Origin of the sequence: Geomonas sp. Red32, from assembly GCF_023652955.1 — a bacterium.
Classification (GTDB): Bacteria; Desulfobacterota; Desulfuromonadia; order Geobacterales; family Geobacteraceae; genus Geomonas.
Window position 1 is genome coordinate 633,849 of sequence record NZ_JAKLOY010000001.1, and the last position, 16,392, is coordinate 650,240.

General features: G+C 63.4%; 12 protein-coding genes. 9 read left to right on the plus strand and 3 right to left on the minus strand.

What is annotated here, in order from left to right; all coding sequences use genetic code 11:
• Positions 1–89 precede the first annotated feature (89 nt).
• Positions 90–407, plus strand: coding sequence for a hypothetical protein (locus L4X63_RS02785; protein WP_250677061.1), 318 nt, complete (start codon positions 90–92; stop codon positions 405–407).
• Positions 408–626: 219 nt separating this feature from the next.
• On the opposite strand, the gene L4X63_RS02790 is transcribed toward L4X63_RS02785, so the two are convergent.
• Together L4X63_RS02790 and L4X63_RS02795 are read right to left on the minus strand one after the other, a co-directional pair.
• Positions 627–2,255: a methyl-accepting chemotaxis protein gene (locus L4X63_RS02790; protein ID WP_250677062.1), complete on the minus strand. Its 1,629-nt coding sequence runs from the start codon at positions 2,253–2,255 to the stop codon at positions 627–629.
• A 214-nt stretch (positions 2,256–2,469) separates the two neighbouring features.
• Positions 2,470–3,978 (minus strand): tetratricopeptide repeat protein, encoded by a 1,509-nt coding sequence (locus tag L4X63_RS02795; RefSeq protein ID WP_250677063.1) that lies wholly within the window; start codon positions 3,976–3,978, stop codon positions 2,470–2,472.
• Positions 3,979–4,206: 228 nt separating this feature from the next.
• Here L4X63_RS02795 and L4X63_RS02800 point away from each other — a divergent pair, with 228 nt between their 5' ends.
• From L4X63_RS02800 to L4X63_RS02820, 5 genes are all read left to right on the plus strand, one after another.
• Positions 4,207–5,166, plus strand: a complete 960-nt coding sequence (locus tag L4X63_RS02800) for an HD-GYP domain-containing protein (RefSeq protein WP_250677064.1) — start codon at positions 4,207–4,209, stop codon at positions 5,164–5,166.
• A 225-nt stretch (positions 5,167–5,391) separates the two neighbouring features.
• Complete coding sequence (locus L4X63_RS02805) at positions 5,392–6,750, plus strand: B12-binding domain-containing radical SAM protein (protein ID WP_250677065.1); 1,359 nt, start codon at positions 5,392–5,394, stop codon at positions 6,748–6,750.
• Positions 6,750–7,361, plus strand: coding sequence for a TetR/AcrR family transcriptional regulator (locus L4X63_RS02810; RefSeq protein WP_250677066.1), 612 nt, complete (start codon positions 6,750–6,752; stop codon positions 7,359–7,361). Before L4X63_RS02805 ends, L4X63_RS02810 begins: the two co-directional genes overlap by 1 nt.
• 341 nt (positions 7,362–7,702) lie before the next feature.
• Positions 7,703–11,620, plus strand: a complete 3,918-nt coding sequence (locus L4X63_RS02815; protein WP_250677067.1) for an ATP-binding protein — start codon at positions 7,703–7,705, stop codon at positions 11,618–11,620.
• A gap of 7 nt (positions 11,621–11,627) precedes the next feature.
• Complete coding sequence (locus L4X63_RS02820; protein WP_250677068.1) at positions 11,628–12,254, plus strand: response regulator; 627 nt, start codon at positions 11,628–11,630, stop codon at positions 12,252–12,254.
• Between the two features lie 29 nt (positions 12,255–12,283).
• Here L4X63_RS02820 and L4X63_RS02825 read toward each other — a convergent pair whose 3' ends face one another.
• Positions 12,284–13,042, minus strand: coding sequence for a hypothetical protein (locus L4X63_RS02825; protein ID WP_250677069.1), 759 nt, complete (start codon positions 13,040–13,042; stop codon positions 12,284–12,286).
• Positions 13,043–13,748: 706 nt separating this feature from the next.
• Here L4X63_RS02825 and L4X63_RS02830 point away from each other — a divergent pair.
• From L4X63_RS02830 to L4X63_RS02840, 3 genes are read left to right on the plus strand one after another with little or no spacing between them, the layout of a single operon-like run.
• Entirely contained in the window at positions 13,749–14,123 is a 375-nt protein-coding gene (locus tag L4X63_RS02830) for a hypothetical protein (protein ID WP_250677070.1), read from the plus strand.
• Between the two features lie 11 nt (positions 14,124–14,134).
• A complete protein-coding gene (locus L4X63_RS02835) occupies positions 14,135–15,202 on the plus strand; it encodes a formylglycine-generating enzyme family protein (RefSeq protein ID WP_250677071.1) in 1,068 nt (355 codons plus the stop codon).
• 9 nt (positions 15,203–15,211) lie between these two features.
• Positions 15,212–16,378, plus strand: coding sequence for a caspase family protein (locus L4X63_RS02840; protein WP_250677072.1), 1,167 nt, complete (start codon positions 15,212–15,214; stop codon positions 16,376–16,378).
• Positions 16,379–16,392 lie beyond the last annotated feature (14 nt).

The window sequence follows — 16,392 nt, forward strand, 5'->3', positions numbered from 1 at the left end:
ATAATAATTTTCACTTGCATCAAAGCGCAGGGGGGCTATACTTCTAGTATGCCGATACCACTTCCTATTGACACAATGGAGGTCACCCCATGAAACCCATAGCCAAGAAAATTGCCATTTTCACCGCCACGACGCTCCTCTCTGCCTTGCCGGCCTTCGCCGGTGACATGGGATGGTCGGGGACGGACCAGGGGACCAGCGGCAACGGCGTCCAGAAAAACGAATGCCTGCTGGTAGCCCATAACTGCAACGGCACGATCTACGACCTGCCGCAGCGGATCGAGAAACTGCAGCGCGAGATCAACAAGGGGACCGCGGTGTACACCCCGGCGGAACTGAACTACCTCAAACGGGAGCTCAAAGAAGACACCGATATGTTCAGCAACATGACGGAAGGGGGAGCCTAAGCGGCCGCGCCTAGAGTTGTCTGCCCCTGAGTGAGGGGATTGTGGACGCGGGGGGCTTGCCAATCAGCCCCCCCTTTTTGTGGGAACATTTTGGGTAAGACGGAGACGGCGGGTCGATCCTTAGTTGGTTCGGCCCGCCGTCTCGTTTTTCAAGGAGGGAGCGTCCGGGAGGCCCGCCGTGCGGAACCTCCCCTTTTTCTTGCCGTGCGGAACGGATCTTTACAGCCTGAAGTGGACCATGAGCCCCTTCATGTCGTCGCTTAAACGGGTGAGGGTCGCGGAGGCGCCCGCGGTCTCCTGCGCGCCGCGCGAGGTCTCCTGGGTCGCCTCCGAAATCCGGAGGATGTTCCCGGAGATGTCGTTGGTGGTGGCCGTCTGTTCTTCGATGGCGCAGGCGATCTGGTTCACCTGGCCGGTCACCGCCTGGACCTGGTCCAGGATGTCTTTCAGGCTCCGCTCGAGAAGCTCGGCCTCGGCCGCCTCGTGCTCGGTACCCCGCACCCCCTCCTCCATGGAGGCGATGGCCTGCCGGGTCTCCTGCTGGATCCCCTTGATCATCTCGCCGATCTCGCGGGTGGCGCGGGTGGTCCGCTCGGCCAGCGCCCGCACCTCGTCGGCCACCACGGCGAACCCGCGTCCCTGCTCGCCGGCCCGGGCCGCCTCGATGGCCGCATTCAAGGCCAGGAGGTTCGTCTGATCGGCGATGTCCTCGATGGTGGAGACGATGTCGCCGATCTTGTCGGAACGCTCGCCCAGCGAAGAGATCGCCTCCGCGCTCTTCCTGGTCAGCCCGCCCCGCGCCTTGATCCCTTCCACCGTGTGGCGCACGGTCTCGAACCCTCTCTCGGTAAGCGAAGCGGCCTCCTTGGCGCTGGTGGCCGCCATGTGGCAGTTGTTGGCGATCTCCATGCTGGTCGCCGCCATCTCCTCGCTGGCGTTGGCCACGCTGGTGGCTTCCCCGGCTACCTGCTCCGAGCTCCCCGCCACCTTCTCGGAGGCGTTGTTGAGCTGATGGGCGGCCTGGGTGAGCGACGCGGTGGTCTCCTGCACCGCCGAGACGGTACGGGCGATCTTCTCGATGAACTCGTTGAGGGCGGCGGCGGTATCGGCGAACTCGTCGGATCCCTCTACCGCAAGCCTTTTGCTCAGGTCTCCCTCGCCTGAGGAGATGTCGCGCAGCCGGGAGAGGAGCTGCTTCATCGGCTTATCGATGACCTTCATGAGGATGAAGAGCAGCAGGTTGGCGACCAGCAGCGAGAGCACCAGCGCCACCACGGTGACGGTGAAGTTTGAACGGGTGAACTTGTTGAGGGCAATCTTCTGCTGCTGGAGGTTCTGCTTGGAGGTGTCCTGCAGGGCCTGGATGATGTCCTTTATCCCGCGCCAGCTCGGGGTCTCCTTGCTCTTCAGCTCCTCCACAGCCGCCGGGACCTGCCCGCCCCGCGCGAGGGCGATGATGGACTTCTGCAGCGCGGTATGCTGCTCATACTGCCCCTGCAGCTTCTCCATGAGCGCCGGAATCCCCTCCATTCCCGCCGAGAGCTTCACGGTCTCCGCCTCCAGGGTCTGGAGGTCCGCCACCGCCTTCTGGTAATTGGCCATCGCCTTGTCGTCGGCCGGGTTGAGTACGACATTGCGGATCGCCTGCTCGGCCTGGAGCCCCTGAGCCTGGATCTTGAAAAGCGTCTGCCCTACCCCCTGGTACTTTTCGGTGTACTCGGAAAACCGCCGCTCGCTCCCTTTTAGTCCGCTGTACGAGATCCCGAGAAGTACCAGCATGATGGCTGAAACGAGGGCAGCGAAAACGGAGAACTTCGAGAACAGGCGAAGATTCAAAAAGATTGACATAGCTGTACCCCTTTGTACCTAAAAGATCCTACTTATTGCCGCAATTACTTGGTCGAAGGATTCGCCGACACAGGGTAAACGAGTGGATAAGTCACTCGCCTGCTCTTCTGCTGACAGTTATCGGTATGGAATGTGGCAACCTTAAGAGAAAAAACGGGAGGCGGGAAGCGATGCTATGACAGGCGGATTAGCGGAGCGGGGAATGAAGTCGTACTTAACGGCGGCCGTCGACGGAGGCCCGTCCCGTTGGCACTGCTGGCCGGGACTGCAGTTTGGGTGAAGGGGCGGGGCCGGGGCCATAGAGATCCAGCGGGGGCACGGTCTCCTGGAGGAGGGCGATGGTCTCCGGGGACTCGGCCAGGTTCAGCCCGAGATCGGCCTCTTCGCGCAGCTCCGCCTCCCTTCCCGCCGGCGGTTTCGGCAGCACCACCCACTGGGCGGCCAGCGCCGCCGCCTCCTCGACTTCGACCGAGTTGAGCGTCGACTCCATCTCCCCCTTCAGTCTGGCGGCGGTGGCGTTCCCCTTGGCCGCGGCGATAGTCAGCCACTTGAGGCCCTCCACGTCGTTGCGCTCCATGTAGCGGCCGCGGGAGTTGGAGATTCCCAGCCAGACCTGGGCATGGTCGTAGCCGTAGTCGGCCGCCCGGTGTATCCATTTGAGCCCCAGGGTGGTGTCCTTGCCGGTCCCGGTTCCCTCCAGGTACATGAACGCTACCTCGGGAAAGGAGTCGAGATCGCCGTTTTCCGCCGCCGCGAGGTACCAGCGGAAGGCGTCCTGGGGACTTCTGGCCACGCCCACGCCGGTGCGGTAGAGGACGGCAAGATTCCGCTGGGCCAGGGGATCGTTCTGCCGCGCGCTCAACTGGAACCAGGCGGCGGCCTCCCGCGGGTTTCTTTCCATCCCGCTCCCTTTGAGAAACATGAGGCCGAGAAGCCGCTGCGCGCGGCCGTCGCCCTGGTCGGCGGCCAAGTGGAGGTAGCGGTAGGCGTCCTCGTACCTTTGGCAGAGCAGGAGAAAGCTTCCCAGGTAGAGCTGGGAGGAGACCCTCCCCCGCTCGGCGGTCAGGGTGTAGTACCTAAGCACCGAGTAGCGGATGATCTGGGCGTAGGGCTTGAGCTCCCGGGCCGGTTGCTGTTCCCCCGCCAGCCGGTACAGCCGTATCGCCTCGGACGGGTCCCGGACGACGCCCCCTTCGCCGCTCTCGTAGAGGAGGGCGAGCCCGCATTGCCCCCCCGGGTTCCCCTGATCGGCCGCCTGTTTGAACCAGCGGAAGGCTTCCGCGACGTTGCGGGGGCCGGCGAGCCCGAGGTAGTTGATGGCACCGAGGTAGAACTGGCCGTCGGCGTTCCCTCTGGTGGCGGAGGCAGCGAGGAGCTCGATGGCCTTCTTGAGGTCCCGGTGGGGGGGCTTGGCCTTCAGGTAGGGAACCGCGGCCTGGAATTTTTCCCGCGCGATCACCGCTGCGGTATCGCCGGCGGCGGCCGGGGCAGTGGACGAAGCCGGGGCAGAGGATGAAGCCGACGCGGAGTCCTTCCCGGCGGGAGCGCCATCTCCCTGCACCTTTCCGTATTTCTCCAGCACCGCGGGAGGGACCTCGCGGGGATCGGTCACAGCATGAGAGCCGCGCTCGTCCTCCCACACGTAGATCTCGGCGAGCGAACGGGACGCCATAGCCACCAGCAACCAGGCCGCCAATACCGGAATTGCCGCTCCCTTCACCATGGATCGAGTACCTCACCCCTTAGTCAGTCACACCGTCACGCAGCCGTTATAAATACAAAATGGTGGCTGAAGCAAGACCAAAGTCACTACCTCCCTCCGGCGCGCCCCGGCGGCGTATCTTTGAAACCGATTCAAGATTTCCCGAGAATGTGCCGATAGGAGTATCCGGTTCCCCGTGAGCCAGTCCGCAGAGTCGATCAGCCGATCTCCTGCGCGATAGGAGGTCGAATGACATTCCCTGAGAGAAAACTTGATTCGGTACTGTTCGTAGACGACGAAAAGAGCTACCTGACCTACACGAGCGAACTCTTCTCCGGCCGGGGGATCGAGGTGCTGACCGCCTCGTCGGCGCTGGAGGCACTCGACCTCATCCGGGCGCACCAGGTGGCCGTGGTGGTCTCGGACAACGAGATGCCCGGGATGCAGGGGATCGAGCTGCTGGCGGAGATCAAGAAACTCTCCCCCGACACGGTGAAGATCATGGTGACCGGCCACGCGAGCCTCGCCACCGCCCTGGCCGCCATCAACAGCGGCGAGGTCTTCCGCTTCGTCCTCAAGCCGTGGAAGAAGGGGGATATGCTGCGCGCGGTGAAGGAGGGGCTCAGGAGGTTCCGGGTCCAGCAGTCCCTGAAGCGCGAGGACGAGTTTATCCTCCACTCGCTCGCCCAGACCATCGAGTTGAAGGACGCCAGCACCAAGGGGCATTGCGACCGGGTCGCTACCCTGGCGCTGAAGCTCTCCGAGGCCCTCGGGATCCCGGACGACGTCCGCCGCCAGATCAGGTACGGGAGCTGGCTCCACGACTGCGGCAAGATCGGCGTCCCCGAGCATATCCTCAACGCCGAGCGGAGTCTCACCGAGGAGGAACAGACCGTCATCCGCAAGCACCCCGAATGGGGTTGCGACGTGGTCAAGAAAGCCAACCTCTCCCAGACCGTCCAGGAGATCGTGCTCTACCACCACGAGCGCTTCGACGGCAAGGGATACCCGGCGGGACTGCAGTCGAAGTCGATCCCCATCGAAGCGCAGATCGTCTCCGCCGCCGACATCTGCGACGCCCTCACCATGGACCGCCCCTACCGCAAAGGATTCACCCTCCCCGAGGCCAAGGCCATCATCCGCTCCATGTCCGGCAGCAATCTCGACCCCTTCCTGGTCGGCAAGCTCATGAAAGTCCTGGACAACTGAGCGCAACACTCCCTTTCCTCACTCCTGAGCGCAGAGCCCGCACCACCCGCACCACCCGCGCCCTGTCCCATCGGACCGATCCGTCCGATCCGTCCGATCCGTCCGATCAGTCCTATCAGTCCGATCCGTGGCTAAGAGGAGCCTCCCCGGATTTTCCCCCTTGACCTTTTAGTGCAAAGAGTCTAAATAGAGCTTCAACACTAAAACCAACAGGAGGGACAGGCGATGAAAGTGCTCTTGATTCAGCCGTACAGTTCGTCGGAGCTGATGGACCGGGTATACCTTTTCGAGCCGTTGGCACTCGAGTACCTGGGGGCGGGGGCGCGCGCGGACGGCCACACCGTCCTCCTGCTCGACGCCCGCATCGAGCGCACCTTCGACGAGACCCTCGCCTCCTTCCATCCCGACATCGTCGGCATCACCGGGTTCACCAGCCACCTGAACATCGTCAAGGAGATCGCCCGGCAGGCGCGCCAACACGCCCCGCAGGCGACCGTCATCGCCGGCGGCCACCACGCCACCGTGCGCCCCGCCGATTTCAACGTGCCCGAGATCGACCTGGTGGTGATCGGGGAAGGGGTCGGCACCCTGCGGGAGACCCTCTCCGCCCTGGCTGACGGGAGGGCGCTCAGCTCGGTCGCCGGGCTCGGCATACCGTCTCCGGAAGGGATGCTCTTCACCGAGCCAAAGCCGTACACGCCGCTCGACGAGCTCCCCTTCCCCGACCGCACGCTTACCGAGCGGTACCGCAACCACTATTTCAGCGAGTGGTTCAAGCCGCTCGCCTCCATCAGGACTTCGCTCGGGTGTACCGCCCGCTGCAGCTTCTGCGCCCTCTGGGGGCTGACCGGCGGCAAGTACCTCCGACGCGACCCGGAGCTGGTGGTGCGGGAACTGAAGGGGATCGCCGAGGAGAACGTCTTCTTCTGCGACGACGAGTCGATGTGCGACACGCGCCGGATGGAGCGCCTGGCCGGATTGATCGAGGAGGCGGGGATCAGGAAGAAGTACTTTCTCTACGCCCGGGTGGACACCATCGTCGATCATCCCGAGCTCTTCGAGAAATGGGCCCGGATCGGGCTCGCCCAGGTTTTCGTAGGGATGGAGGACTTCTCGGACGCCCGTTTGAAGGCGATGAAGAAGGGGGTAACCGTGGCCCAGCAGGAGCAGGCGGCCGCCATCCTCGACCGGCTCGGGGTGATGATGTACGCCTCCTTCATGGTGGACCCCGATTACGGCAGGGAAGACTTCGTCTCCCTCAAGGAGTACGTGAGAAAGCTCAAGCTCAAGTACGCCACCTTCACGGTGATGACCCCGCTGCCGGGGACCGAGCTGCACGAATCGGAGAAGGAGCACCTCTTGACCGAGCGCCCGGAGATGTACGACATGCTCCACGCCCTCATCCCCACCCGGCTCCCGCTGGCCGAGTTTTACGAGGAGATGGCAAAGCTTTACACCGAGGCCGTTCCGTTGTACCGTTCGCTTCCGGCCCTCATGAAGTTCGGGCTTCACGGCATGCTGTTGAGGATCAGGCTCTTCGGGACCTTCCTCAAGAGGGTGCGGCAGTTCCACCTGGAGTACTGATGACCAAAGCGGAAAAGACCAAGGCCAGGATCGTCGAGACGGCCATCGAGCTCTTCAACGAGAGGGGGACCAAGGCGGTCACCACCAACCACATCGCCGCCGCCATGGGGATCAGCTCCGGGAACCTCTACTACCACTTCCGGAACAAGGAGGAGATCATCCGGGCCATCTTCGCCCAGATGCACGAGGTGGGGCTCCGTGAGTACCAGGAGATCAACGACGGTCCCGGCCCCGGGACGGCGGCCTCCATGGAAGAGACCTTCCTGATGATCCAGCGCTTCAACTGGCGCTACCGGTTCTTCAAGCGGGAGCTGGCCGCCCTCGTCCAGAGCGACCCCGAGCTGAAGGAGATGTTCGTGGTCTCCCACCGGCTCAACCTGGCGGTGGTGCGGGGAGCGCTGGATCTGAGCATGGCCCAGGGATTCTTGCGCCAGATGCCGCCGGAGCAGCGGGACCTGCTGGCCGAGCAGATCTGGATGATGGCCCTTTTCTGGCTGAACTACCTGGAGGTGGGGGGCGAGGAAGTTGACGAGGCGGCGCTCAGGCGCGGCAGCGAGATCCTCAGGAACATGCTCCTCCCCTACCTCGCCACTCCCCCCTCCCCCGCTTAAAATCCGGAATCTGCGCTCACCAGCGAATCCGCCCTCGCCTTATCCCCCCTTCCGCCGTGTCCGCCCTCGTCTTGAATCCGCCCTCGCCCGCCTCAATCCGCCCTCACCCGTTTGAACCACCCTGACGTCTCCATCGGCCACCCTCTCCCCCGAAAGCGCGAGGGTATTCATACGGCTCCCACTGACTGAGCCCCGCAGCCATACTCTCAGGATAAAATGTTAATCCTCATAGGGAATTCTCTCACACTGGATTACTTGAAGTTCATTCAGACACTGTTATAAGTGAGGATGTTGGAATAGACAGGATTGCGCGGAGATCCGAGGCATGCATGGGAGGATTGATGGATTCTACCAGGCTGAAGGATGCCGGCAGACTCGTATTCCTGACCATGCTCGGGATCGCCGGGAACTATTTTCGCTACCCGATCTTCTACGGCATCGACTTCCTGTTCGGAAGCATCTTTACCATGCTCGCCCTGCAGATGCTGGGGGGGCGCTCCGGGGTCATCGCCGCCTTCGTCGCCGGGAGCTATACCTACGTCCTCTGGAACCACCCCTATGCCGCGGTTATCCTGGTGCTCGAGGCCGCGGCCGTCGCCTTCCTCACCTCCGGCCGCAGGCTGCACTTCGTGATCGCCGATGGCCTCTTCTGGAGCGTCATCGGCATCCCGCTGGTCTTTCTCTTCTACTCCGTGGTGATGCATCTGCCGTCGAGCACCGTCGAGGTCGCCGCGCTAAAACAGGCGGTCAACGGCGTCACCAACGCCCTTCTCTCCCGCTTCGCCTTCATCGCCATCTCCTACTTCTCCCGCCGCAGCTTCTTCCCGATGCGGGAGATGATCTTCAACACCCTGGTCCTGTTCGTCCTCCTTCCCTTCCTGGTGATCATGGCCTTCAACAGCAGGAGGGACCAGGCGGAGATCGACCGCCGGATCCGCAAGGCCACCCTGGTCAGCAGCGTCCGCACCGTTTCCCACCTTGACCACTGGCTCAACAGCGCCATGACGGAGGTGACCTTCCTCGCGGAACTGTCCTCCCGCTACCCGGTCGCCAAAGTCCAGCAGGCTCTCGAAGAGACCTTGGCCTCCAACAACGAATTCCTCCGCGTGGGTCTGCAGGACCGCAACGCGATATCGGTCGCCTTTGCCCCGACCGCGGACGAGCTGGGACAGTCCAACATCGGCAGAAGCTTCGCCGGCCGCCCGTACCTCCCGCTCCTCAAAAAGCAGATGACCCCGCTGGTCGGCGAAGTGGTGATGGCCAGGATCGGACGTCCCAAGCCGATGGTCCCGCTACTGGCGCCGGTCATTAAAGACGGCAACTACCAAGGCTACATCTCCGGGATCGTCGACCTCGCCACCTTGCAGAGTTTCGTAGAGATCGATATCAAGAACCAGAGCCTCCCCAACCTCCGCTACATCCTGGTGGACAAGAACAACAAGGTGGTGATCTCCAACGCCCCGGAACTGCGGATCATGAAGCCGTTCGAGCGCAAGCCGGGGACCATGAAAACGCTTCAGGAGGGGTTCTACCAGTGGATGCCGCAGGCGAGGAAGAACATCTCGGTGGCCGACCAGTGGAAGGACGCGGTGTACGTCGCCGAGACCGCGGTGGGGATGCTCTCGGAATGGCGCCTCATCCTGGAGGTCCCGGTCGGGCCGTTCCAGCAGCAGATGTTCACCGACTACTCCCGCTCGCTCACCGACCTCCTGGTGGTCCTCCTTTTGGCCATGGGACTCGCCCACGTCTTCAGCAACCGGCTCATCTCCTCCTTCCAGCATCTGCGCTCGGTCACCGCCGACCTTCCGGCCAAGATCGGCCAGCGGGAGCCCCTTCGCTGGGACCGGAGCATCATCGAGGAGGCCAACCTCCTGATGGAGAACTTCCGGGACATGTCCGACGCCCTCCGCCAGCGCTTCGAGGAGATCAACAACCTCAACGCGAGCCTGGAGGCCAAGGTCGAGGAGCGGACCGGGGAGCTTCTGAAGAGCGAGCACAAGCTCCGCACCATCATCGACGTCACGCCGGTTCCCTACGCCCTCAACGACGGCAAGAACCGGATCACCTTCATCAACGAATCCTTCGTCACCACCTTCGGCTACTCCCACGCCGAGATCCCCACCGTCGATGCGTGGCGGGAGCGGGCCTACCCGGATCCCGTCTACCGCGAGGCGGTCTCCGCCCAGTGGGATGCCCACCTGCAAAAGGCCCGGGAGCGGCACGAGCCGTTCGAACCGATCGAGCTCCTGATCCGCTGCAAGGACGGGACGGTCAAGACCGTGGTGGCCACCGCCGCCCCCCTCGGCGGCGAGTTCGCCGGAGAATTCCTGGTCATGATGCACGACCTCACCGAACGGGTCCGGGCCGAGCAGGCGATCAAGAGCTCGCAGGCCTTCCTCGAAGGGATCATCGAGAAGAGCCCGGTCAACATGTGGATCTCAGACCGCGACGGAACGCTGCTGCGGGCCAACGAGGCCCTGAAGGAGTGTCTCAAGGTGACCGACGAGGAAATCGTCGGCCGCTACAACATACTGACCGACCCCCAGGTTCGGGAGCAGGGGTTCCTGCCGCTGGTGCGAGAGGTCTTCACCAAGGGGGAAACGGTCCGCTTCACCATCTGTTACGACACCACCCGTAGCGGCGTCGAGGTACACGAGCCGACCCGGAAGATGCTGGAGGTGACCATGTCGCCGGTGATCAGCGACGGCGTGGTGACCAACGTGGTGGTCCAGCACCTCGACATCAGCAATTTGAAAAAGATCGAGAGCGAGCTGGTGGTGGCCAAGGAGGCGGCTGAGAAGGCGAACCGCGCAAAGAGCGAGTTTCTGGCCAACATGAGCCACGAGATCCGCACCCCCATGAATGGCATCCTCGGGATGGCCCAGCTCCTCAGGGCGACCAAGCTCGACGGCCAGCAGAAGGATTGCCTGGACACCGTCGACTCGGCGGCCACCAACCTGATGGCCCTTTTGAACGACATCCTCGACCTCTCCAAGATCGAGTCCGGCCACCTGGAGGTGGAAACCCACCGCTTCAGTTTCCGCGACAGCATCCGGGACGTGGTGAACAACCAGCTGCCGCTCATCCAGCAGAAGGGGCTCGCGATATCCATCGAGATCGCCGGCGAGGTGCCGGAGCGGGTGGCGGGGGACCAGCTGAGGCTCAAGCAGATCGTCCTCAACTTCCTCTCCAATGCCGTCAAGTTCACCCACGCCGGGGGGATCACCGTCTCCGCCGCGCTGGCCCCCTTGGCTGCCGCCGCCGAGCCCTCCCCATCCCTTCAGCAAGAGGCAAACGGCATGGGGGGCGCCGTCCCGCCGGACGGGGAGCGGAAAGGCGAGGTGATGGTGAGGGTCTCGGTCTCCGACACCGGGATCGGGATCAATCCCGAGGACCTCTCCCGCATCTTCGATCCCTTCAGCCAGGCGGACAGCTCCACCACCCGCAAATACGGCGGATCCGGGCTCGGACTCGCCATCTGCGGCAAGCTTGCCCGCCTCATGAGAGGGACCATCACGGTCGAGAGCCGCGAAGGGGTGGGGAGCACCTTCACCGTGCAGGTTCCGCTGTTGCGCGACCCCGCCTGGGAGGAGGAAGGCGAAGCACCGCCGCCCCCCGTGGAGCAGCGCAAACTGCGGGTGCTTTTGGCCGAGGACGACCCGATCAACGTGAAGGTCGAGGAGGGGATGCTGACCCGGATGGACCACATGGTGGAGGTGGCGAGCGACGGGCGCGAAGCGGTGGAGAAGTGGGAGGCGGGGGATTTCGACCTGATCCTGATGGACGTCAGCATGCCGGGAATGGACGGCGTGCAGGCGACCCGCGTGATCCGCGAGCGGGAACGGGAGAGCGGGCGGCACATCCCGGTGGTGGCGGTGACCGCCCATGCCCTCCAGGAGAGGATCGACAAGCTGCGCGACGAGGGATTCGACGCGGTGGTGACCAAGCCGGTCCGGCAGCAGGAGCTCGCGGCGACGATAGCGGGGTTCTTCAGTGCGGCAGCCGAGGAGACCGGCGCCGTCCGGGAGGAAGCGCCCATCGACATCGAGAAGGTCGCCTCGTACCTGGCCCGCATAGCTTCCCTTTTGGAAAGCAACAACATGCAGGTGATCGACCTGCTCGCCGAGGTAAATGGCTCATTGTACCCGTCCGCGGAATGGGACGGGTTCAGGCGGTCGGTGAAGCGGTGCGATTTTGCCTCGGCGCTGAAACAGCTCGGGGGGGTGTACCGGCGGTACGGCATCCCCTCCGGCGAGTGAGGACTTGATGGCAGACAAGAAGCTTCTCCTGGTGGACGATGCACCCGAAAACCTACAGCTTCTCTATCAGACCCTGAAGGGGGAGTACGAGATCTTTTCGGCGACCTCGGGGAGCGAAGCGCTCCGGCTGGCGGAGGTCCTCCTTCCGGACCTGATCCTTCTGGACATCATGATGCCGGAGATGGACGGCTACCAGGTCTGCGAGGCGCTCAAGCGCGACCAACGGCTGAGCGGCATACCGGTCATCTTCCTCACCGCGCTGCACGAAGAGGCGGACGAGGTGAGGGGGTTCGAGATGGGGGCGGTCGACTTCATCGTCAAACCGTTCAAGGCGGTGGTGGTGAGGCGGCGGGTGGCGACCCACCTGGAGCTGCAGCAGAAAAGGAACCAGCTCGAGGCGGCCAACCGCGAGTTGCAGGAGGCGCTGGACCGGATCAAGGTGCTTTCGGGGCTATTGCCGATCTGCATGAGCTGCAAGAAGATCAGGAGCGACGACGGGAACTGGACCCAGCTGGAGACCTACATAAGCCAGCACTCCGACGCGCTCTTCAGCCACGGCTACTGTCCGGAGTGCGGCGTAAAGATGCGGGAAGAACTGGCGAGCTCCCTCGCCCCCCGCAACGGGCGGAGGTGAGGGGCCTGGTTTACCGGGGATGAGCCCTGCTATTTCGCCTCTTGATTGACGGCGGGAGCCTGGGCGGTGTCGAAGAGGGCAATGATGCGGGTGTTCTGGTAGCGCTGGTGCTCCTTCCAGGTGATCCCCTTCGGGCTGTAGAGGTCCCCGGTCCCGTACACCTTGTGGAACTCGTGGGGGACGTTGACCAGGTACTTGTCGATCACCTCGAGCGGCGCTTCCGACCGCTTCTTGGCGAGGCTCAGGTTTTTCTTCTTGTTGCCGAGCGAGGAGGCGCTCCCGATGGAGAGGAAGATGACCTTGCGCCCCTTGGCCTCGCGGGAAAGGTAATCGACGTACTGGACCAGGCGCTGGAATTCGAGGGAGTTCGGCACCAGGGTGGCGGAGCCCATCGGGTAGAAGACGGTTATTTCCCCGGTCCCCTGCCGCTTGGAGGTCTCCTCGATGGCCTGGAGGGTGCGCTGGGCGGTCTCCAGCAGCTGGCGCTCGGTCGCCTTGACCTCCGCGACGTCGCTCTGGGTCTGGCGGGTGGTCTCCTTCACCTCTCCGAGCTGCCCCTGGATGTCGCGGGCCGCTTTCTTGATCTCGCCCAGCTCGGCCAGGGTCTGCTGGTTGGCGTTCTCGTGAGCCCCGACAAAAGACTGCACCATTTCCTTCGAGCTCTTCACTTCCTGCTGGTGCACACTCTCAGCGGGGGCAACGGTCCCTTCCTGGACCTTCTCCCCGGTAGTAGCGCATCCGGCAGACAGTACCAGGGCGGTCATGACCACCGCGATTTTCCCTTTCATACAGCCCCTCCTACATTGAAGTGCAGCCCCGCCCGCCGGTTCGACAGGTTATGACTGCCAGAATTAGCAGAAATTACCAGAAAAGCGTCAGGTGGGGCAACCATATTAAAAGAAAAAACATCTCCGCCGTTTCGTCCATCGAAGCAAGCTCCCCGCCGCCGTCGAACGACCTGCCGTCCGCTCACTCATTCCCCCGCAACGAATGCCGGCGGCACGGGTATGTCCTCCTGACAGGAAAGCTCCTGTCTATGACAGCACCGCGCTACCTGCCACGCTTCATTCTGCACCATCGCGTAACTGTATCCGGTGAAGCTTCACTATCTGGCATGAGACCCCTGACAAGAGCTGAGACAAGACACATTAAATGGCTTGTATAGTCATTTCCTTCATGCTAGTTTTTGCGGCTCGAAGAAGTAACGACTGTCAAGGGAACGCCGGGGGTACGCAATACCTCCACGGTGAAAGGTTTCGAGCCAGTCAAGAAAGATAAAGAATGGATCAAGACGCGGAGTCGAACTTCCGATAAAGGAACCACCGGACAGATCAAAGCAAGCTGGATCCTCTTCGTACCGGAAACGGCGGCTCCCCATCACGCCCACCGGAAAACCGGAACTCACCGGCGAGGGGTGGCGCAGATTGTGTCCGTCTAATGGTAGGTCGCCGCCCCCCTTGTAGGAACCATTCCACGCCAGGAAGAAAACACACTATGGGTAAAGCATCAGCTCTACTACTGGTCCTCTTGTTGCTGCTGGCTGCGGGCGCACCCGCGCAGGCGGCCGAGCGCGGGCGGATGGTCAAGATGACCTTCGAGTTCGTGGACGCCTGCGACGACGGCTACAGCCCGGAGATCGACTTCTACCTGAAGGAGAATCCCAGCCGCTACTGGGGCACCTTTTGGCTCAGGTACTACAACGAGCCCTTGAGCACCACCCTTTCCTGCGAAGCGGGCAAAGAGATCTGTTTCGGCTCCTGGCTGAAAAACGCCAGCTGGGGATGCGGGAAAAAGTGCACTGAGCCCACCAAGGGGGCCTGCTTCGTTTGCCAGGAGGCGACGGTCTCCATCGGGCTCCAATGTCAATGAAGGCGCAGCTTATGACATATTCCAGGATCTTTTTGATAGCGGCGGCCGCCCTCTCTCTGGCAGTGCCGGTCCGTGCCGCCGAAGTGAAGAATCTCCGCAGCGGCCAGCAGGGGAACAAGGCGTTCGCCGTCTACGACCTGGCCGGAAAACCGGGCGAGCTCGACGCGGAAGTGAAGGTCGTCATCGAGGTGGGGGGCGAGAAGTACACCGCCGACCGGCTCACCCTGCGCGGGGACCTCGGCAAAGGGGTCAAGGTAGGGGTCGGGAAGAGGATCGAATGGGAACTTCTCAAGGACATGCCGGCCGGCTTCGACGGCGAGGTCACTTGGGACGTCGACGCGGTAGCGCCCAAGGCCCCCGCCGCCCCGGGAATAGCGGGGGAGATCACCGATCCCTGGACCGGCATCGCCCTGCTACCGGTCCCCGGCGGCTGCTTCGCCATGGGGGACGGCTCGGGAGACGGTGACGGCGACGAAAAACCGGTCCACCAGGTCTGCCTCGACCCCTTCCACCTCGGCAAGTTCGAGGTCACCCAGGCACAGTGGCACACGGTGATGGGGAACAATCCCTCCTATTTCAAGCAGTGCGGCAAGAACTGCCCGGTGGAGAGCGTCTCCTGGAACGACGTCCAGTCCTTCCTGGAGAAGCTCAACAAGAGGACCGGGAAAGGGTACCGGCTCCCGACCGAGGCGGAGTGGGAATACGCGGCAGGAGGCGGCGAGCGCCACTCCACCTACCCCGGCACCGGCAACCGTCCCTCCGAATTCGCCTGGGAGATGACCAATTCCGGCGGGAAGGTCCACCCCGCCGGGCTGAAAAAGCCCAACGCATACGGCATCCACGACCTCTCCGGCAACGTCGCCGAATGGGTCCAGGACTTCAAGGACGACTACCAGGCCGCCGCCCAAACCGCCCCCAAGGGGCCCGAGAGCGGGAGGAACCGGGTGCTCCGCGGTGGCTCCTGGCTGAGCCCGGCCGGGGAGCTCCGCACCAGCGCACGCAGCGAACTTAACCCCTCGGTCAAGTCCAGCACCATCGGTTTCCGGGTGCTCCTCCCCGACGCACCGGACGGGAAATAGGAGAAAGAGATGCTTCGCTCACTACTTTTGGCCGTCGTCATCCTCCTCGCCGTCACCGCCACCCGCTCGGAGGCGGTCCGCTCCACCTCCAGGCTGCTGATCGTTCCCCAGTCGGGGGAGTCCGGCCCCGTCGCTCCGGTTATCGTCCTCAGCTCGCCTCAGGTGACCCGCGGGGTCAAGGTGGTGACCAGGGAAGCCAAGCTGACGGTGACCGGCCGCGCCACCCATCCGAAGGGGATCGCCACGGTGACCGTCAACGGCGTCGCCGCCCGCCTCAACGACAAGGGGGATTTCTCCGCGGATATCCTCCTCAAGCCAGGGAGCAACGACATCGTCGTGGTGGCGGTCGATACCGCAGGCAACGAGGGATTCGAGAAGTTCACCATGAGCAGGCAGGGAGACGAGGTGGCGCCCGCGGTGGCCGCCTTGGCCGGCGATGCGGCAAACGGCAAACGGTACGCCCTGGTGATCGGGATCAACGCCTACCGCCAGATCCCGCAACTGCGGACTGCCGCCGGGGACGCCAAAGAGGTCGCCAAGGTGCTGGAGGAGGAATACGGCTTCCAGACCACCGTGCTCCTGGACGAGAAGGCCACCCGCGCCGCCATCATCAAGGAGCTCAACGCCCTGAAGAACCGGGTCAACCCGGGCGACAGCCTCCTCGTTTACTACGCCGGGCACGGATTCCTCGACAAGGAGACCGAGACCTCGTACTGGCTCCCGGTCGATGCCGACAAGGGGGATCCCAGTAACTGGCTGGAGGCCAAGACGGTCACTGACCAGCTCAAGCGCGCCCCGGCCCGCCAGGTCCTGGTGGTGGCGGATTCCTGCTACTCCGGCACCATCAGCCGCGCCTTCGAGCCGTCGCTGGCCGCCGAGGGGGGGAACCGGGAGGGTTACCTGAAGCGCCTGACCTCGCGGCGGTCGCGGATCCTGATCGCCTCCGGCGGCAACGAGCCGGTGAGCGACTCGGGCGGAACCGGGCATTCCATCTTCGCCGACATCTTCCTCAAGGCTCTCAGGAATCCCTTCGAGCGCCGATTCACCGCCGAGGAGCTGATGACCCGCCATCTCAAGGAGGCGGTGGCAGGCCAGAGCGCCCAGACTCCGGAGTACAAGGTAATCCGGGACTCCGGCCACGACAGCGGCGATTTCGTGTTCAGCAAGCTGAGATAAGCCCCCGGCAACCG